This is a genomic window from Roseovarius sp. D22-M7, from assembly GCF_037083785.1.
Classification (GTDB): domain Bacteria; phylum Pseudomonadota; class Alphaproteobacteria; order Rhodobacterales; family Rhodobacteraceae; genus Roseovarius.
This window is the reverse complement of the sequence record NZ_JBAPKY010000014.1, coordinates 40,028-57,314: the sequence shown is the minus strand read 5'-3', so window position 1 is coordinate 57,314 and position 17,287 is coordinate 40,028. Positions and strand designations below refer to the sequence as shown.

Annotated in this window: 18 protein-coding genes and 1 riboswitch; of the genes, 17 read left to right on the top strand and 1 reads right to left on the bottom strand. The window is 71.1% G+C overall.

Annotated features, from left to right (window positions below):
* Positions 1–93 precede the first annotated feature (93 nt).
* The 11 genes from V8324_RS08615 (at position 94) to cobJ (ending at position 11,404) form a co-directional block, all read left to right on the top strand.
* Positions 94–1,305, top strand: a complete 1,212-nt coding sequence (locus tag V8324_RS08615; protein WP_336419526.1) for a hydantoinase/carbamoylase family amidase — start codon at positions 94–96, stop codon at positions 1,303–1,305.
* 55 nt (positions 1,306–1,360) lie between these two features.
* Positions 1,361–1,969 (top strand): nitrile hydratase subunit alpha, encoded by a 609-nt coding sequence (nthA, locus tag V8324_RS08610; RefSeq protein ID WP_336419525.1) that lies wholly within the window; start codon positions 1,361–1,363, stop codon positions 1,967–1,969.
* Complete coding sequence (gene nthB, locus V8324_RS08605; RefSeq protein WP_336419524.1) at positions 1,966–2,625, top strand: nitrile hydratase subunit beta; 660 nt, start codon at positions 1,966–1,968, stop codon at positions 2,623–2,625. The genes nthA and nthB overlap by 4 nt, the downstream gene beginning before the upstream one ends.
* The gene (locus tag V8324_RS08600; RefSeq protein ID WP_336419523.1) at positions 2,612–2,941 is read left to right on the top strand and encodes a nitrile hydratase accessory protein; all 330 of its coding nucleotides are present in this window, start codon (positions 2,612–2,614) and stop codon (positions 2,939–2,941) included. Before nthB ends, V8324_RS08600 begins: the two co-directional genes overlap by 14 nt.
* A 137-nt stretch (positions 2,942–3,078) precedes the next feature.
* Positions 3,079–3,292: riboswitch (cobalamin riboswitch) on the top strand.
* 85 nt (positions 3,293–3,377) lie between these two features.
* On the top strand, positions 3,378–3,752 hold the full coding sequence (locus V8324_RS08595) for a DUF1636 domain-containing protein (RefSeq protein ID WP_336419522.1): 375 nt from the start codon (positions 3,378–3,380) through the stop codon (positions 3,750–3,752).
* 1 nt (position 3,753) lies between these two features.
* Positions 3,754–4,809 carry a cobalamin biosynthesis protein CobW gene (gene cobW, locus V8324_RS08590; RefSeq protein ID WP_336419521.1) on the top strand — a complete coding sequence of 352 codons (1,056 nt, stop codon included), beginning with the start codon at positions 3,754–3,756 and terminating at the stop codon, positions 4,807–4,809.
* A gap of 16 nt (positions 4,810–4,825) precedes the next feature.
* The gene (gene cobN, locus V8324_RS08585) at positions 4,826–8,116 is read left to right on the top strand and encodes a cobaltochelatase subunit CobN (RefSeq protein ID WP_336419520.1); all 3,291 of its coding nucleotides are present in this window, start codon (positions 4,826–4,828) and stop codon (positions 8,114–8,116) included.
* On the top strand, positions 8,113–9,285 hold the full coding sequence (cobG, locus tag V8324_RS08580; protein ID WP_336419519.1) for a precorrin-3B synthase: 1,173 nt from the start codon (positions 8,113–8,115) through the stop codon (positions 9,283–9,285). The genes cobN and cobG overlap by 4 nt, the downstream gene beginning before the upstream one ends.
* A gap of 3 nt (positions 9,286–9,288) precedes the next feature.
* On the top strand, positions 9,289–9,918 hold the full coding sequence (locus V8324_RS08575; protein WP_336419518.1) for a precorrin-8X methylmutase: 630 nt from the start codon (positions 9,289–9,291) through the stop codon (positions 9,916–9,918).
* Positions 9,915–10,655 (top strand): precorrin-2 C(20)-methyltransferase, encoded by a 741-nt coding sequence (locus V8324_RS08570; protein WP_336419517.1) that lies wholly within the window; start codon positions 9,915–9,917, stop codon positions 10,653–10,655. The genes V8324_RS08575 and V8324_RS08570 overlap by 4 nt, the downstream gene beginning before the upstream one ends.
* Positions 10,652–11,404, top strand: a complete 753-nt coding sequence (gene cobJ, locus V8324_RS08565) for a precorrin-3B C(17)-methyltransferase (RefSeq protein WP_336419516.1) — start codon at positions 10,652–10,654, stop codon at positions 11,402–11,404. The genes V8324_RS08570 and cobJ overlap by 4 nt, the downstream gene beginning before the upstream one ends.
* On the opposite strand, the gene V8324_RS08560 is transcribed toward cobJ, so the two are convergent.
* Positions 11,377–12,132, bottom strand: coding sequence for a cobalt-precorrin-6A reductase (locus V8324_RS08560; RefSeq protein ID WP_336419515.1), 756 nt, complete (start codon positions 12,130–12,132; stop codon positions 11,377–11,379). The genes cobJ and V8324_RS08560 overlap by 28 nt on opposite strands.
* Here V8324_RS08560 and cbiE point away from each other — a divergent pair.
* From cbiE to cobF, 6 genes are read left to right on the top strand one after another with little or no spacing between them, the layout of a single operon-like run.
* The gene (gene cbiE / locus V8324_RS08555; RefSeq protein WP_336419514.1) at positions 12,131–13,333 is read left to right on the top strand and encodes a precorrin-6y C5,15-methyltransferase (decarboxylating) subunit CbiE; all 1,203 of its coding nucleotides are present in this window, start codon (positions 12,131–12,133) and stop codon (positions 13,331–13,333) included. The genes V8324_RS08560 and cbiE overlap by 2 nt on opposite strands.
* Positions 13,330–13,710 (top strand): cobalamin biosynthesis protein, encoded by a 381-nt coding sequence (locus V8324_RS08550; protein ID WP_336419545.1) that lies wholly within the window; start codon positions 13,330–13,332, stop codon positions 13,708–13,710. The genes cbiE and V8324_RS08550 overlap by 4 nt, the downstream gene beginning before the upstream one ends.
* Positions 13,707–14,501, top strand: a complete 795-nt coding sequence (gene cobM / locus V8324_RS08545) for a precorrin-4 C(11)-methyltransferase (protein WP_336419513.1) — start codon at positions 13,707–13,709, stop codon at positions 14,499–14,501. Before V8324_RS08550 ends, cobM begins: the two co-directional genes overlap by 4 nt.
* Positions 14,494–15,822, top strand: a complete 1,329-nt coding sequence (locus tag V8324_RS08540; protein ID WP_336419512.1) for a cobyrinate a,c-diamide synthase — start codon at positions 14,494–14,496, stop codon at positions 15,820–15,822. Before cobM ends, V8324_RS08540 begins: the two co-directional genes overlap by 8 nt.
* Positions 15,819–16,556 carry a uroporphyrinogen-III C-methyltransferase gene (gene cobA / locus V8324_RS08535; protein ID WP_336419511.1) on the top strand — a complete coding sequence of 246 codons (738 nt, stop codon included), beginning with the start codon at positions 15,819–15,821 and terminating at the stop codon, positions 16,554–16,556. Before V8324_RS08540 ends, cobA begins: the two co-directional genes overlap by 4 nt.
* A complete protein-coding gene (gene cobF / locus V8324_RS08530) occupies positions 16,549–17,283 on the top strand; it encodes a precorrin-6A synthase (deacetylating) (RefSeq protein WP_336419510.1) in 735 nt (244 codons plus the stop codon). Before cobA ends, cobF begins: the two co-directional genes overlap by 8 nt.
* The last annotated feature ends 4 nt before the right edge of the window (positions 17,284–17,287 follow it).

The following is a 17,287-nucleotide window of genomic DNA, read 5'->3' as shown; positions in this document are numbered from 1 at the left end:
AGGCGGCCGGGGCCCCGTTGCGCGGATGGCTGGACATTTCGCGGTCGAACGGTGAATTTGTCTGTATCATTTGCAGGAAAAAAGGGGCGGGGCATGCAGGTGAACGGCGAACGGTTTCTGAAGGATCTGCACGATCTGCGCGCTTTCGGGGCCTCGGGCGTCGGCAAGGGCGTCGTGCGCCCGGCCTATTCCGAGGCCGATATCAACGCGCGCGACTGGCTGGCCGGGCGCATGCGCGACGCCGGTCTCGAGGTGCGCTACGATCCGGTCGGCAGCCAGTGGGGGCTGGCCGAGGGCACGTCGCTGCTGATCGGCTCGCATACCGACAGCCAGCCCGAGGGCGGGTGGCTCGACGGGGCCTTGGGCGTTGTGATGGCGCTGGAACTGGCCCGCGCCGCGCGCGAGGCCGGCGGGCCGGCAGTGTCGGTCGTCAATTTCCAGGACGAGGAGGGGCGCTTTGGCGTCACCACCGGCAGCAAGATATGGGCGGGGCAACTGCCCCTCGATCACGCCGACACGCTGATCGACAGCGCCGGCACCGATCTTGCCACCGCCCGCGCCGCGATGGCGCATCTGGCCGGCGATTTTATCGATCCTGCCCGCTTCAGCGGCTTCGTCGAATGCCATATCGAGCAGGGCCCGTGGCTGCACGAGTCGGGCGAGGCGATCGGCGCGGTCACCGAGATCGTCGGCATCCGCGACATGCGCATCACCTTCGAGGGCGAGCAGAACCACGCCGGCACCACGCCGATGCACCGCCGCCGCGACGCGTTCCAGGCGCTCTCAAACTTCAACACCGCGCTCAATGACCGGCTGCGCAACGTGGTCACTCCCGAAACGGTCTGGACCATCGGGCATGTCGACCTGCAGCCGGGCGCACATTCCATCGTGCCGGGCCGGGCCACCTTCTCGATGCAATGGCGCGACCGCGACACTGACCGCTTGCGCCGGATTGAGGCCGTGATCCGCGACACCGCGACAGAGGTGGCCGAGGCGCAAGGCATGCGCCTGTCGTTCTCCGAACTTCTAGGGCTGGAGCCTGTGGCGATGGATGCCGGCCTGCGCGCCGCCATCGTCGAGGCGGCGCAAAAGGTCGCCCCGGATGGCTGGCGCGAGATGCCCTCGGGCGCCTTGCACGACGCCTCGAACGTGGCGGCGCTGATGCCCGCCGCGATGATGTTCGTGCCCTCGATCGGCGGCATCAGCCATGCCTTCGCCGAGGATACCGACGAGGCCGATCTGCTTTGCGGGCTGGACGTTCTGGCCGCCGCCCTGCCCGCCCTGGCCGCCGCGCATACGGGCTGAACGGTCTTGCGCGCGCCAGTGGATGCGGTACCGTTGACGTACAAGGAGACCGCAGATGCCGCATGACCACGCCGATCCCGACAACCATCTCGACCCGATGGAGGCGCGGGTGCGCGCGCTGGAGACGATCCTGACGCGCAAGGGGCTGGTCGATCCGGCGGCGATGGACCGCATCATAGAGGTCTATTCCGAAGAGGTCGGCCCGAAGAACGGCGCGCAGGTCGTCGCTCGCGCCTGGGCCGAGCCGGAGTTCGCCGAATGGCTGGCGCGCGACGCCACGGCGGCGATCGGATCAATGGGCTTCACCGGCCGGCAGGGCGAGCACATGCAGGCGGTGTTCAACACCGACCAAGTGCACAACCTCGTGGTCTGCACGCTGTGTTCGTGCTACCCGGGGGCGGTGCTGGGCCTGCCGCCGGTCTGGTACAAATCCCCCGCCTACCGCTCGCGCGCGGTGATGGAACCGCGCGCGGTGCTGTCAGAATTCGGCGTCACCCTGTCCCGTGAAAAGCAGGTGCGCGTCTGGGATTCCACCGCCGAACTGCGCTACCTGGTGATCCCGCAACGCCCTGCCGGCAGCGACGGCCTGTCGCAGGCCGAGCTCGCGGCGCTGGTCACCCGCGACAGCATGATCGGCGCCGGTTTGGCACAGGTGCCGGCATGAACGGCCCGCAGGACCTTGGCGGGCAGATGGGCTTCGGCGCGATCGCCCCCGAAGGCCCGGCGGAACCGCTCTTTCATGCGCCATGGGAGGCGCGCGCCCTGGCGCTGACGCTGGCCTCCGGTGCGTTGGGGCGCTGGACCATCGACGAAAGCCGCCACGTGCGCGAAAGCCTGCACCCGGCGGTCTATTACAATTCCAGCTATTACGAGATCTGGACCCGCGCGCTGGAACGCCTGCTGCTGGCCCACGACCTGATCACCGAGGCCGATCTCGCGGCGGGAACAGCCGCGCCCGGTGCGGCACACCCCCGGCAACTGGCCCCCGAGGCGGTGCGCCCGGCGCTGGCCCGCGGCACGCCCACCGACCGGCCCTTGCAGACACCGCCAAGCTTTCGCCCCGGCGACCCGGTGCGCGCACGCGTCGTGCATCCGCGCGGCCACACGAGGCTGCCGCGCTACGTGCGCGGCGCGCACGGCGTGATCGAGGCCGATCACGGCGGGCATGTCTTTCCCGACACCAACGCGCATGGCCTCGGCGAGGCGCCGCAGCGGCTTTACACGGTGGTCTTCGAGGGGCGCACCCTCTGGGGTCCGGATGTAGAGCCCGGTCTGCGGGTCTCTGTCGATGCTTGGGAAAGCTACCTTGACCCGGCCTGACCAGCCCTTCGAGGCCCCTTGGCAGGCGCAGGCCTTCGCGATGACGGTGGCGCTGCACGAGCGGGGCGTGTTCACCTGGCTTGAGTGGACCGAAACGCTGGGGGATGCGCTGGCCACCGCAGATGATCGCGACAGCAAGGCCTATTACCAGTGCTGGCTGCGGGCGCTGGAGATGCTTCTCGACCGCAAGCTGGGCACGACGGGCCTGGAACGCGCGGCGCTGGCGAAGGCTTGGCACCGCGCCGCGCACGCGACACCGCATGGCCAGCCGATCCGGCTGGAGAACGCCCGCGACGCCGACCCGCCCGAGGCATGACGGGGTCGGACATGAGGGTTTTGCGCTGTAAGCATCACGCAGGGTTACCCGAACCGCCGGCAGATCGCGCCCGACCGCCGCGAAAGGCGGCGCGCACCGCGTCAACGGATCTCTTTGCTTGACAGGCACGGGCGCTGCTGTAGGGAGAAGGGGCTGGTGCCTGATGTATCAGGTGAAAAGGGAATGTGCGACGCCCGCCTGCCGGGTCAAAGCGCAGCCGCCCCCGCGACCGTGACCGGAGAGGTCGCCCACAGCCACTGACGCCGCGCGGCGTCGGGAAGGCCGGGCGACCGGCAGGGATCCACCCTGACATCCGCAAGCCGGGAGACCTGCCAGCACGACGATCGAAACCGGGCGGGGTGATCCGGTGTCGGACAGGCGGCGGAAACGCCGCCCCTCCGGTACATGCCCTGTCCCCGAATTGCAGAGGTGTCGCATGCCGCGACCATCATCGCGCGTGGAGCTGCTGGTCTGCACCCGCTGCCGCCGCGAGCAGGATATCCCCGAGGGCGAAGAGCGCCCGGGCGCCGCCCTTTACCGCCAGCTCGCCGGCACGCCCATCGACGGGGTGACCGTGACGCCGGTCGAATGCCTGTCGAACTGTTCGCACGGATGCACCGTCGCGCTGCGCGGCCCCGGCCGCTGGACCTACGTATACGGCCGCTTCGACGCTGACACGCAGGCCGACACCCTGCGCGAGGGGGCCGCGAAATACGCGGCCACCCCCGACGGCCTGGTGCCGTGGCGCACCCGCCCGGAACATTTCCGCAAGAACTGCATCGCCCGAATCCCGCCATTGGAGGACATCTGACATGCCCGGCATCGAGAAACTTCCCGTCACCGTCATCACCGGCTTTCTCGGGTCGGGCAAGACGACGCTGATCACCCACCTGATGCGCAATCCCGGCGGGCGCCGGCTGGCCGTGGTGGTCAACGAGTTCGGCGATATCGGCGTCGATGGCGAGATCCTGAAGGGCTGCGCGATCCCCGATTGCCCGGCCGAGAACATCATGGAGCTTGCCAATGGCTGCATCTGCTGCACCGTGGCCGACGATTTCATCCCGACGATCGAGGCGCTGATGGCGCTCGATCCTCGGCCCGACCACATCCTGATCGAGACCAGCGGCTTGGCGCTGCCGAAACCGCTGCTGAAGGCATTCGACTGGCCCGACATCCGCAGCCGCATCACCGTGGACGGCGTCATCGCGCTGGCCGATGCCGAGGCGGTGGCGGACGGGCGCTTTGCCCCGGACGTGGCGCGCGTCGACGCACAGCGCGCCGCGGATGACAGCCTCGACCACGAAACCCCGCTGTCGGAGGTGTTCGAGGACCAGATTTCCTGCGCCGACATCGTGCTGCTGACCAAGCCCGACCTCGCCGGCCCGGACGGCGTTGCCCGTGCCCGCGCCGCGATCGCCGCCGCCGCCCCGCGCGACCTGCCGGTGATCGAGGTCGCCGAAGGAACGGTCGACCCGCGCGTGATCCTCGGGATCGGGGCAGCGGCCGAGGACGACATCGACGCGCGGCCCAGCCATCACGACGGTGCCGACGACCACGAGCATGACGATTTCGACAGCATCGTGATCCCGATCCCGGAATTTGCCGATCCGGCGGACCTCGTGGCGCGCATCACGACGCTGGCCGCGCGCCATAACATCCTGCGGGTCAAGGGCTACGCGGCGATCACCGGCAAGCCGATGCGCCTGCTGGTGCAGGGCGTCGGCGTAAGGGTCCGCCACCAGTACGACCGGCCGTGGCGCGCAGACGAGGCGCGGCAGGGCCGGCTCGTGGTGATCGCCGAGCATGACGATATCGACGCGAATACGATCCGCGAGATCCTCGTGCCCGACGCGACCGTAGCGGGCTGAGGGGCCGGGCGCCGCCATGCATGTGATCTTCCGCGAAAGCCACGGGCTGGACGAGACCGACACGCCCACGGATCTGGGGCAAAGCCCCGCCGATCTCGTGGTGCTGTCGCTGTCTGACAGTGACCTAGGGGCGTTCGCCGCAGCCTGGCATCGCGGCGGCGGACCCGATGCGCGGATGCCCTCGCTGCGGCTGGCCAATATCGCGGCGCTGAAACACCCGCTGTCGGTCGACACCTATATCGAGGCGACATTGCGCCATGCCAAGGGGATCCTCGTACGGCTGATCGGCGGCACGCCCTACTGGGAATACGGCCTGCAACAGGTGGCAGAGTTGGCGCGCGCGCGCGGTATCGCGCTGGCGGTGCTGCCGGCGGACGGGCGGCCCGACGCAAGGCTCGACGAGGTCTCGACCGTGCCGCTCTCGACTCTGCGGCGGCTCGCGCATCTCTGCGACGTGGGCGGGGCGGTCGCGACACAGGCGGCGCTGGCGCAGATGGCGCTGGCCGCCGGGCTTTACGCCGGGCCGGTCAAGGGCGCGAAATCGCTGCCGCAGGTGGGCGCGTGGACGCCCGAGGACGGGGTCGCCTGCCCGGTGCCCAGCGTGCTGGGCGCGACCGGCCCGCTGGTTCTGGTCACCTTCTACCGCTCGTATCTGGTTGCGGCGGATCTCGCCCCGGTTGAGGCACTGTTCAAGGCGCTGCGCGCGCGCGGGTTCCGGGTGCTGGGGCTGTTCGCCCCCTCGCTGAAGGCGCCGGATGCGCGGATGTGGCTGCAACGCCAGGTCGCGCATCTGCGCCCGGCGGCGATCGTCAACGCGACCTCGTTCTCGGGGCGCGGCGACGCCGGGCGCTCACCGCTCGACGCGGGCGGGGTGCCGGTCTTCCAGGTGGCGCTGGCCACCTCCAGCCGTGATGCCTGGGCCGAGGCCGCGCGCGGCCTCTCGCCCGCCGATCTCGCGATGCACGTGGTCCTGCCAGAGGTGGACGGCCGGCTTTTCGCCGGCGTCGCGTCCTTCAAACAACCGACAGAGCGGGATCCACATCTCGAATTCTCGCGCTTCGTCCATCAGCCCGTGGCGGACCGGGTCGAGGCAATCGCGGGCCGCGTCGCGGCGTGGCACCGGCTGGCGGCGACCCCGGCGGCGCAGCGCCGCCCGGCGCTGGTTCTGTCGACCTATCCCGGGCGCGACTGGAACATGGCGCATGCGGTGGGCCTCGACGCGCTCGCCTCGGCCGAGGCGATGCTGGACGACCTGCGCGACGCCGGCCACACCATCCCCGATGTCGCGCCTTTGGCCCGCGCTCTGCCCGAGGCCCGAATCCTTTGGCCAATGGAAGACTACAAGGCCGCGCTCGCGACCCTGCCGCAAACCCTGCGCTACGATCTGCACGCCGCCTGGGGCGCGCCGGAAACCGACGCCGACGCCACCGCCGACGGCTTTTTGTTCCGGGCCCTGCGGCGCGGACAGGCGCTGGTGGCGCTGCAACCCGAACGCGGCACGCCGAAGGCCCGCGAGGACGAGTATCACGACCTGGGCCGCGTCCCGCGGCACGCCTATGTCGCCTTCTACCTCTGGCTGCAATCGCAGGCGCAGGCGCTGGTGCATGTGGGCGCGCATGGCACGCTGGAATGGCTGCCGGGCAAATCCGTGGCGCTGTCGCGGGACTGCTGGCCTGAGGCGCTGGTGGGCGACCTGCCGGTGATCTACCCGTTCATCGTCAACGATCCGGGCGAGGCCGCGCAGGCCAAGCGCCGCATCGGGGCGGTGACGCTGGGGCATGTGCCACCCCCCATGAAGGCCTCGCAAACGCCGCAGCGGCTGACCCGGCTCGAGGCGCTGCTCGACGAGTTTTCGAATGCCGACGGGCTCGACCCGAGGCGCCGCGACCGACTGATCGGCGATATCCGGGCCGAGGCGCAGACGCTGGGCGTCGAATCCGAGCTCGGGCTCGACACCGCGTCCTGCCCCGCCGAGGCGATCACCCGGATCGACCGCTTCGTCTGCGACGTCAAGGAAAGCCAGTTCGGCGACGGGCTGCATGTCTGGGGTCGCGCGCCCGAGGGCGCGGGTGGCACGTTCGACACGCACGCCTCGGTCGCAGGCGAGCGGCAGGCGCTTCTCGATGCGCTCGACGGGCGGTGGATCGCGCCCGGTCCGTCGGGCTCGCCGTGGCGCGGGCGCACGGATGTGCTGCCCACCGGGCGCAACCTCTTCACCACCGATCCACGCAGCGTGCCGACGCGCGCCGCCTACCGACAGGGCCAGTCACTGGCCGAGGAACTGATCCGCCGCCACCTGCAGGACGAGGGGGACTGGCCGTGCGGGTTGGTCGTCGATCTCTGGGGGTCGGCGACGATGCGCACCGCCGGCGAGGAATTCGCGATGGCTCTGGCGCTTCTGGGCGTGCGGCCGGTCTGGGACGAGGGGTCCGAACGCGTCTCGGGCGTCGAGGTGCTGCCGATCGCGGAACTCGACCGCCCGCGCATCGACGTGACCTTGCGCGTCTCGGGCCTTTTCCGCGACGTCTTCCCGACGCTCTCGGCGCTGTTCCAGCAGGCGGTGCGGGCGCTGTCCGCGCGCGACGAGGCGCCCGACTGGAACCCCTATGCCGGCCTTGAGACCGCACGCGTCTACGGCCCCGAACCCGGGCGCTACGGCGTGGGCCTCGGCGCGCATCTGGCCGAGTATTCCGACGCGGGCCGCGAGGCGGCTGGTGCTGCGTGGCTCGCCGCGTCATCCTGGGCGCTCGACGGGGATCACAGCCAGAAGGACAGCGCCGGCCTGCACGCCCGCATCGCGGCGGCGGATGCCTTCGTGCATCCGCAGGACCTGCCCGAGACCGACCTGCTGCTGGCCGAGGATTACGCGAGCCACGAGGGGGGCTTTGCCGCCGCGCAGGCGATCACCGGGGGGGCTGCACGGCTCTACCACCTCGACAACACAGACCCGGCCCGCCCCCGCGCGCGCGGCCTGACCGAGGAAATCGCCCGCGTCGTGCAGGCGCGCGCGGCCAATCCCAACTGGATCGCCGGCATGCGGCGTCACGGCTTTCGCGGCGGGGCCGAGATCGCGGCGACGCTGGAAAACATGGCCGCCTTCGCGCATCTCGCGGGCGTTGTCCCTGCGCATCTCTTCGATCTCTACCACGAGGCGACGCTGGGCGACGCCGGCGTCACCGCCTTCCTGCAAGAGGCCAATCCCGAGGCGCTGCAGGCCATGCGCGCCCGGTTCGCCGCCTTGCACGAGGCCGGGCTGTGGCAGTCGCAGCGCAATTCGATCCTTGCCACGCTCGAGGTCGAGACATGAGAGCGGCACGGATCCGCGGCTGGTGCCCGGGCGCGCACCGCCCCATGGCCTCGGGCGACGGGCTGGTGGTGCGGGTGCGCCCAGCTTTGGGGCAGCTGACCCCCGATCAAGCGCGCGGGCTGGCCGATCTGGCGGCGCGCCACGGCAACGGCATCGTGGAACTGACCAGCCGCGCCAACCTGCAGATCCGCGGCGTGACCGAGGCCGCGCACGCGCCGCTAATCGCCGGGCTTGCCACGCTCGGCCTGCTCGACCCCGATGTAGCGGCCGAGGGGCGGCGCAACATCGTGCTCGATCCGTTCCGGTCGCATGCGAGCGACGACCGGCAGACGCAGGTGGCCGAGGGGCTGGCAAAGGCGCTGCAGGATCCCGGTCTTGCCGGCTTGCCCTCGAAATTCGGCTTCGTGGTCGATGCCGGTCCCCGGCGGCGGCTTTCGGGCGTCAGCGGCGACCTCCGCATCGAGGCGCAGGGCGACGACCTCATCCTGCGCGCCGATGGCCACGCGACCGGGCGGCGTGCGGCCAGCACCGCCGAGGCCGTGGCCATGGCCACGGATCTCGCGCATTGGTTCCTCGCCTCGGGCGGCGTCGGGCCGGACGGGCGCGGGCGCATGGCCCGCCACCTTACCGCGGGCGCGGTACTGCCGCCGGAGCTGACGGGCGATCTTGTGCCCAACCCGCCGGGGCCGCCCGCGCACCCCGGGACGGGGCCGGACGGGGCCTGTGTCGCCGCCGCGTTCGGACAGCTCGAAGCCGATGCGCTGCGCGCCCTCGCCCGCGCGGGGGCTTCGGTTCTGCGTATCACCCCGTGGCGCATGGTCTTTCTGCCGGGGATCGGGGATCTCGGGCAATTCTCGGACACCCCCGGACTGCTCACCCACCCCGGCGACCCGCTGCTGCGCGTCACCGCCTGCACCGGGGCGCCGGGCTGCAACCAGGCCAGTGTCGAGACGCGCGCGCTGGCCCGCCGCCTTGCCCAAGCGCTGCCGACGGGCAAAACGCTGCACGTCTCGGGCTGCGCCAAGGGCTGCTCGCATCCCGCGCCGGCGGATCTGACGCTGGTGGGTCGCTGCGGCGCCTTCGATCTTGTCCGCGGCGGGCGGGCATGGGATGACCCCGCGCGACGCGGCCTCGCGCCAGCGCAGATCACGCAAGCGGTTCGGGAATAGACCATGCCCTACACCTATGAAACCGACGGCGCCGCGATCTACGCGGAAAGCTTTGCCACGATCCGGGCCGAAGCCGATCTTGCGCGTTTCGACGCCGACTCCGAGCAGATCGCGGTGCGCATGATCCATGCCGCCGGGATGGTCGGGCTCGAGGCGCATATCCGCGTCTCGCCCGGCATGGTCCCCGCCGCGCGCACAGCACTCGAGACCGGCGCGCCGGTGCTGTGCGACGCGCGGATGGTAAGCGAGGGCGTGACCCGCAAGCGCCTGCCCGCAGGCAACCCGGTGATCTGCACGCTGCGGGACGGCGAGGTGCCCGCGCTGGCCGCAAAGCTCGGCACGACGCGCTCGGCCGCAGCGCTCGAACTGTGGCGCCCGCACCTCGCGGGCGCGCTGGTCGCGATCGGCAATGCACCCACGGCGCTCTTTCACCTGCTGGAGATGCTCGAGGATCCCGCCTGCCCGCGCCCGGCGGCGATCATCGGCTGTCCGGTGGGCTTTGTCGGCGCCGCCGAATCGAAGGCCGCGCTTTGGGCGGCGCAACCGGCGCCCTGCGTCATCGTCGAGGGCCGACTGGGCGGCAGCGCGATCACCGTCGCCGCCATCAACGCCATCGCGAGCCGCGCGGAATGAGCGGCGCGACCCTGCCCGGCACGATCCACGGCGTCGGCCTTGGCCCCGGCGACCCCGACCTGATGAGCGTGCGCGCCGACCGGCTGCTGCGCGGCGCGAGCCACGTGGCATACTTCCGCAAGGCGGGCCGCCGCGGACGCGCGCGCAGCAGCGTCGAGGGGATGCTACGCGCCGATGCGGTCGAGATCGCGATGGAATACCCCGTCACCACCGAGATCCCGCTGCACGACCCCGCCTATGCCGCGTGCCTGTCGGCCTTCTATACGGACGTGGCGTCGCGTCTGCGCGCCCTCGCCCAGAACGGCACCGACGTCGTGGTCCTGTGCGAAGGCGATCCGTTCTTCTACGGCTCGTTCATGCATCTCTACACAAGGCTGCGCGACGACGTGCCCGTCAAGGTCGTGCCCGCCATCACCGGCATGTCGGCGGCCTGGACGGCAACGGGGCTGCCGGTGACCTGGGGCGACGACGTGCTGACGGTGCTGATGGGCACCCTGCCCGAGGCCGACCTCACCCGCCGCATGGCCGATGCCGATGCCATCGTTGTGATGAAGATCGGGCGTCTGCTGCCCAAGGTGCGCGCCGCCCTCGCCGCCGCCGGCCGGCTCGAGGCCGCGTGGCTGGTGGAATGCGCCAGCATGGCCGAGGAGAAGGTCATCCCGCTGGCTGAGGCCGGCGACCGCACGGTGCCCTATTTCTCGATCGTCATCGTGCACGGGCAAGGGCGACGGCCATGAGCGGGACGCTGGTCATCGCCGGCCTCGGTCCGGGCGACGACGCGCTAGTCACGCCAGAGGTGTCGGCGGAGCTCGCCGCGGCCACGGATATCGTCGGCTACATCCCTTATGTCGCGCGCGTTGCGGATCGTCCGGGGCTGGTGAAGCACGCCAGCGACAACCGGGTCGAGATCGACCGCGCGCAACACGCCCTGTCGCTGGCGGCCGAGGGGCGCCGCGTCGTGGTCGTCAGTTCCGGTGACCCCGGCGTCTTCGCCATGGCCTCGGCGGTGTTCGAGGCGGTCGAGGCCGGCCCGCGGCAATGGCGCGACCTCGACATCCGGGTGCTGCCCGGCATCACCGCGATGCTCGCCGCCGCCGCCCGCGCGGGCGCGCCGCTTGGGCATGATTTCTGCGCCATTAATCTCAGCGACAACCTCAAGCCGTGGGCGGTGATCGAGAAACGGCTGCGCTTGGCAGTCGAGGCCGATTTCGCTATCGCGCTCTACAACCCCCGCTCGACCGCGCGGCCTGAAGGGTTTGCGCGCGCACTGGATCTATTGCGGCAGACCTGCGCGCCCGACCGCGTGATGATCTTCGCGCGCGCCGTCTCGACCCCCGAGGAAGCGCTGCGCGTCGTGCCGTTGTCGGAGGCCGCGCCCGAAATGGCCGACATGCGCACCGTGGTGCTGATCGGCTCGTCGGCGACCCGGGTCATCGCGCGCGACGGCCCGCCACTGGTCTACACCCCGCGATCGGTGCCGGTATGAGCCAACCAGTCGAGCGCCGCCGCGACATCATGCACCTCGGCCCGCGCCGGGGTTTCCGGGCGGTCGATCATCACCACCGGCAGGCCGAGCGCGCGCGCCGCGGCGATCTTGGCATAGGCCCCGCTGCCGCCGGAATTCTTGGACACCACCAGTTGCGTGCCATGCCGCACGATCAGCGCGCGGTCCGCGTCTGCGGTGAACGGCCCGCGATCCACCACCACCTCGGCCTCGGGCAGGGGCAAGGGGCCGTCCGGCGGATCGACCAGCCGCAAAAGGTAGGCGTGCTGCGGGTTGGGCGCGAAATCGGCCAGATGCATGCGCCCCACGGCCAGCATCACCCGCGTTCGCGGGCGGTCGAGCGCCGCGACGGCCCCCGCGATGTCCGCCACCCGGATCCAGTCATCGCCCGCTTGCGGCGTCCAGGGCGGGCGCGTCAGCGTCAGCAGGGGCACGCCGACCTCGGCACAGGCAGCGGCGGCATTGCGGCTCATCTGCGCGGCGAAAGGATGCGTCGCGTCGATCACATGGGTGACGCGTGCGGCGTGCAAATAGGCCTTCAGCCCCGGAACCCCGCCGAACCCGCCGACGCGGCGCGGCAGGGGCTGGTCGGCCGGGTGCGCCACACGGCCGGCGAAGGACAGCGTGGCCTGAAGGCCGCGATCCGCCACGGCGCGGGCCAGCGCCGTTGCCTCTGTCGTACCGGCGAGGATCAGAAGGTTCGGGCGCATGGCTGATCTTCCGTGGCTGACGATCCTGGGTCTGGGCGAGGATGGCCCCGACGGGCTGCCGCCCGCAAGCCTGCGCGCGCTGCACGAGGCGGAAATCGTGATGGGGCCGCCGCGTCACTTGTCGCTGCTGCCAGATCTGGATGCAAGCCGGGTCGAATGGCCGGTGCCCTTTGCCGACGGGTTGAAGATCCTGCGGGAGTACCGTGGGCGGCGCGTCGTGGCGCTGGTCTCGGGCGATCCGTTCTGGTTCGGCGCGGGATCTGTGATCGTGCGCGCGTTTGAGCGAACCGAATGGCAGGCGCTGCCCGCACCCTCGACCTTCTCGCACGCCGCAAGCCGCCTTGGCTGGCCGCTCGAAAGCACGCTGTGCCTCGGGCTGCACGCCGCCCCGCTGGCGCGGCTGCGCCCACATCTCGCCCCCGGCGAGCGTATCATCGTACTGCTGCGCGACGGTGCGGCGGTGACAGATCTGGCGGCGTATCTTTCGGATCAAGGTTTTGGCGACAGCCCTCTGACAGTGCTCGAGGCCCTTGGCGGCCCGCGCGAGCGGATCACCGATGCCCGCGCCGATGCCCTCCCGGATACCGCCTTCGTGCGTCCCGTCGCGGTCGCCATCGAGGTTGCGGGATCGGGACCCGCCCTGCCCCGCGCCTCGGGCCTTTTGGACGATTTCTTTGCGTCGGACGGGCAGATCACCAAGCGGCCGGTGCGCGCGCTGGCGCTATCGGCGCTGGCCCCGCGGCCGGGCGAGGTCTTGTGGGATATCGGCGGCGGCTCTGGCTCGATTTCCGTGGAATGGTGCCTGTCGCATCCGCGATGCCGCGCCACCAGCATCGAGACGCGCAGCGACCGCGCGGCACGAATCCGCGAGAATGCCGAGACCTTCGGCCTCGACCACCGGATGAGGGTCGTCGAGGGCACGGCGCCCGAGGCCCTTTCGGGGCTGCCGGCCCCGGATGCGGTGTTCATCGGCGGCGGCCTGTCCGAGGCGCTGCTGCTCGACCTGTACGCGCGCCTTGCCGCCGGCACGCGGCTTGTCGCGCATGCGGTAACGCTTGGCTCGGAATCGGTGCTGACCGACTGGTCCGGGCGGCTCGGCGGCGACCTAATGCGGATAGAGCTGGCGGATGCCGCGCCGCTGGGACGGATGCGCGGCTGGACGCCGGCGCGCCCGGTTGTGCAATGGCGGGTCGTGCTGTGATCGCGGCGGGCTTCGGATTTCGCGCGGCGGCCACGACTGCCAGCCTGCGCGATGCGCTGGACCTTGCGCGCGCGAGGACGGGCGCGGGCCCCACCCTCGTCGCGCTAGCCACCGCCGCCGACAAGGCCGGGGCCGCGCCGCTTTGCGCACTGGCACAGGCCCTCGGCCTGCCGATACACGCTGTTGACACCGCGCGCCTGACGGCACAGCACACCCCCACCCGGTCACACGCCTCGCAGGCGGCGCACGGCACCGGCAGCGTGGCCGAGGCCGCGGCGCTGGCCGCAGCCGGACCAGAGGCCCGGATCGTCGCCCCGCGCGTGATCTCCGGCGACGGGATGGCGACCTGCGCACTTGCGGAAGGAAAAGACCCATGACGGTACATTTCATCGGCGCAGGCCCCGGCGCGCCCGACCTTCTGACGCTGCGCGGGCGCGACCTGATCGCCGCCTGCCCGGTCTGTCTTTATGCCGGATCGCTGGTGCCCGAGGCGGTGTTGGGCCATTGCCCGCCGGGCGCGCGGGTGCTCAACACCGCGCCGATGGACCTCGACGCGATCATGGCCGAGATCGCCGCGGCCCATGCGGCGGGCCAGGACGTCGCACGGCTGCATTCGGGCGATATGTCGGTCTGGTCGGCGATGGGCGAACAGATCCGCCGGCTGAAGGACATGGGCATCGCCTACACCGTCACCCCCGGAGTGCCGTCGTTTTCGGCCGCCGCCGCCACGCTCGGGGCCGAGCTGACCCTGCCGGGCGTCGCGCAATCGGTGGTGCTTACGCGCACGCCGGGCCGCGCCTCGTCGATGCCCGCGGGCGAGACTCTGGCCGCCTTCGGCGCGACCGGCGCGACGCTGGCCATTCACCTGTCGATCCAGAACCTCGACACGGTCACCGCCGATCTGATCCCGCATTACGGTCCTGATTGCCCGGTGGCGGTGGTCTGGCGCGCGAGCTGGCCGGATGAGCGGGTCGTGCGCGCCACGCTCAGCACCGTCGCGGACCAGATGCCCGAGGGCATCTCGCGCACCGCGCTGATCCTTGTCGGGCGGGCGCTGGCGTCGTCGGATTTCGACGAAAGCCGACTTTACGCCGCCGATTACGACCGCCGCTACCGGCCGCAATCGGCCGACAGCCCCTGGGCCGATTGGAGCGAGCATGATGACTGAGACCCAAGGCGCATGGCCGCCGGGCCTGATGGTGTCCGCCCCGGCCTCGGGGACCGGCAAGACCACGGTGATGCTGGGGCTGCTGCGCGCCCTCAGCGATGACGGGGTGTGCGTGCAGCCCTTCAAGTCCGGCCCCGATTACATCGACCCGGCCTTTCACCGCGCGGCGAGCGGGCGGGCGTCGTTCAACCTCGAAACCTGGGCGATGAACCAGGCGCTTTTTAGCGCCATCGCGCATCACGCCAAGGGGGCGGATCTGTGCCTCGCCGAAGGGTCGATGGGGCTGTTCGACGGCGTCGCCACGCGCGGGCTGGCCGGGTTCGGCTCAAGCGCGGAGACCGCCAAGGCGATGGGCTGGCCGGTGATCCTCGTGCTCGATGTCAGCGGGCAGGCGCAATCGGCGGCGGCCTCGGCGCTCGGCTTTGCCACCTACGACCCCGATCTGCGCGTGGCCGGCGTGATTCTCAACCGCGTGGCCAGCCCCCGGCACGAGCGGCTGACACGCGCCGGGATGGACCGCGCGGGCGTGCCGGTGCTGGGCGTGCTGCCGCGGCGCGGCGACCTGACCCTGCCCGAACGCCATCTCGGCCTTATCCAGGCGGTCGAGCATCCCGATCTCGACGCGGCGATTGCCGGCTATGCCGAATTCCTGCGCGCGCATGTTGATCTGGACGCCATCCGCGCCGCCGCGCGCGGCGGCGCCGCGCCGGTCGAGGGCCGGCTGCCCGCCCCGCCCGCACAGCGCATTGCGCTGGCGCAGGACGCCGCGTTTTCCTTCACCTACCCGCATATCCTTGCCGGCTGGCGCGACGCCGGGGCCGAGATCCTGCCATTCTCGCCGCTGGCCGACGAGCCGCCCGATCCCTCGGCGGATCTGGTCTGGCTGCCGGGCGGCTACCCCGAACTGCATGCCGGGCGTCTCGCCGCCGCGACCACGTTCCTGACCGGGCTGCGCACCCATGCGGCGACGAAACCCGTGCATGGCGAATGCGGCGGCTACATGGCGCTTGGCGCAGGCCTGATCGACAAGCAGGGAACCCGGCACGAGATGGCGTGCCTTCTGGGGCTGGTCACCTCTTACGAAACGCGCAAGTTCCACCTCGGCTACCGGCGCGCCGTGCTCGCCGCCCCGATGCCGGGCCACGCGCCGGGCGCGGTCCTGCGCGGGCACGAGTTTCACTATTGCAGCATCGTCGATCAGCCCGACGCGCCACTCGCAAATGTCGCCGATGCCGACGGCACGGAGGTCCCAGAGACCGGGTCCTGCCGGGGCCACGTGACCGGCACGTTCTTCCACCTGATCGCGGAGGAGACGACGTGAGCGGCACGGGTTTCGTCAGCTTCGTGGGTTCGGGTCCGGGCGACCCGGAGCTTCTGACGCTCAAGGCCGCGGACCGGCTGAAACGCGCCGACGCGGTGCTTTACGACGACCTGTCGTCGGGGCCGATCCTGTCCTACGCACGGACCGGCGCAGACCTTGTCGGGGTCGGCAAGCGCGCCGGTCGCCCCTCGCCGCGGCAGCACCATGTCAGCCGCCTGCTGGTGGATTACGCGCGCGGCGGGCAGCGCATCGTGCGGCTGAAATCCGGCGATGGCGGGCTTTTCGGACGGCTGGAGGAAGAGCTGATCGCGCTGCGCGAGGCCGGGATCGGGTTCGAGATCATCCCCGGCATCGCCTCGCCCTTCGCCGCCGCCGCCGATCTGGGCATCCCGCTGACCCGGCGGCTGACCGCGCGGCGCGTGCAATTCGTCACCGGCCACGATGCCGGCGGGCAGTTGCCCGACGACCTGAACCTCGACGCGCTGGCCGATCCGCGCGCCTGCACTGTGGTCTTCATGGGCAAGCGCACCTTCCCGGCGCTCGCCGCTGCGCTGATCGCGCGGGGCCTGTCGCCCGACACGCCCACCATCCTCGCCGAATCCGTGGGCACGCCCGAGGCCGCCTCGCGGCGCAGCACGGTCGCAGCATTGGCCGCGGACCTGTCTACCGGGATTGGTACGAAACCTGCCCTCATATTGTACGGCTCGCTGGCCGGGCAGGACGGCGATGATTGATCTGTGGCTGATCGGGATCGGCACCGGCAACCCCGACCATGTCACGCTCGAGGCGCGCGCGGCGCTGCGCGACGCGGCCCTCGTGCTGGTGCCCCGCAAGGGGCCAGACAAGGCGGATCTGGCGGATCTGCGCCACAGCATCCTGCGCGCCTGCGACAGCCCCGCACGCGTTGTCGAGTTCGACATGCCGGTCCGCGACGAAAGCCTGCCCTACGCCACCCGCGTCACCCGCTGGCATGACGAGATCGCGGCCATCTGGGCCGACACCATCGCGGCGGCCCAGCCCGAGGGCGCCGTGGCGCTGCTGGTCTGGGGCGATCCGGGGCTCTACGATTCGACGCTGCGCATCGCCGCGCGGCTGGACCCCGCGCCGCGGCTGCGCGTGCTGCCGGGGATCACCGCGCTACAGGCGCTGACCGCCGCGCACGCGATCCCGTTCAACAGCGTCAACGGCGCCGTCACGGTGACCACCGGGCGTCGGCTGACCGATCACGGCTGGCCGGGCGAGGCCGACACGGCTGTCGTCATGCTGGACGGCAATTGCGCGTTCCGGCATCTCGACCCGTCGGGCATCCATATCTGGTGGGGGGCCTATCTCGGCATGCCCGAGCAAGTGCTCGAGGCCGGCCCGCTTGCCGAGGCCGGACCGCGCATCATCGATAAAAGAGCCGTGGCGCGCACGCGCCACGGCTGGATCATGGACACTTACCTGATGCGACGGGCCTGACGCG

What these genes read in the sequence shown, in the direction of transcription:
- cobG (WP_336419519.1), top strand. Translation starts at nt 8,113, where the DNA reads ATGAGAGCGGCACGGATCCGCGGCTGGTGCCCGGGCGCGCACCGCCCC.
- V8324_RS08570 (WP_336419517.1), top strand. Translation starts at nt 9,915, where the DNA reads ATGAGCGGCGCGACCCTGCCCGGCACGATCCACGGCGTCGGCCTTGGC.
- cobW (WP_336419521.1), top strand. Translation starts at nt 3,754, where the DNA reads ATGCCCGGCATCGAGAAACTTCCCGTCACCGTCATCACCGGCTTTCTC.
- V8324_RS08560 (WP_336419515.1), bottom strand. Translation starts at nt 12,132, where the DNA reads ATGCGCCCGAACCTTCTGATCCTCGCCGGTACGACAGAGGCAACGGCG.
- nthA (WP_336419525.1), top strand. Translation starts at nt 1,361, where the DNA reads ATGCCGCATGACCACGCCGATCCCGACAACCATCTCGACCCGATGGAG.
- V8324_RS08615 (WP_336419526.1), top strand. Translation starts at nt 94, where the DNA reads ATGCAGGTGAACGGCGAACGGTTTCTGAAGGATCTGCACGATCTGCGC.
- cbiE (WP_336419514.1), top strand. Translation starts at nt 12,131, where the DNA reads ATGGCTGATCTTCCGTGGCTGACGATCCTGGGTCTGGGCGAGGATGGC.
- cobM (WP_336419513.1), top strand. Translation starts at nt 13,707, where the DNA reads ATGACGGTACATTTCATCGGCGCAGGCCCCGGCGCGCCCGACCTTCTG.
- nthB (WP_336419524.1), top strand. Translation starts at nt 1,966, where the DNA reads ATGAACGGCCCGCAGGACCTTGGCGGGCAGATGGGCTTCGGCGCGATC.
- cobN (WP_336419520.1), top strand. Translation starts at nt 4,826, where the DNA reads ATGCATGTGATCTTCCGCGAAAGCCACGGGCTGGACGAGACCGACACG.
- V8324_RS08595 (WP_336419522.1), top strand. Translation starts at nt 3,378, where the DNA reads ATGCCGCGACCATCATCGCGCGTGGAGCTGCTGGTCTGCACCCGCTGC.
- V8324_RS08575 (WP_336419518.1), top strand. Translation starts at nt 9,289, where the DNA reads ATGCCCTACACCTATGAAACCGACGGCGCCGCGATCTACGCGGAAAGC.
- cobF (WP_336419510.1), top strand. Translation starts at nt 16,549, where the DNA reads ATGATTGATCTGTGGCTGATCGGGATCGGCACCGGCAACCCCGACCAT.
- V8324_RS08540 (WP_336419512.1), top strand. Translation starts at nt 14,494, where the DNA reads ATGACTGAGACCCAAGGCGCATGGCCGCCGGGCCTGATGGTGTCCGCC.
- cobJ (WP_336419516.1), top strand. Translation starts at nt 10,652, where the DNA reads ATGAGCGGGACGCTGGTCATCGCCGGCCTCGGTCCGGGCGACGACGCG.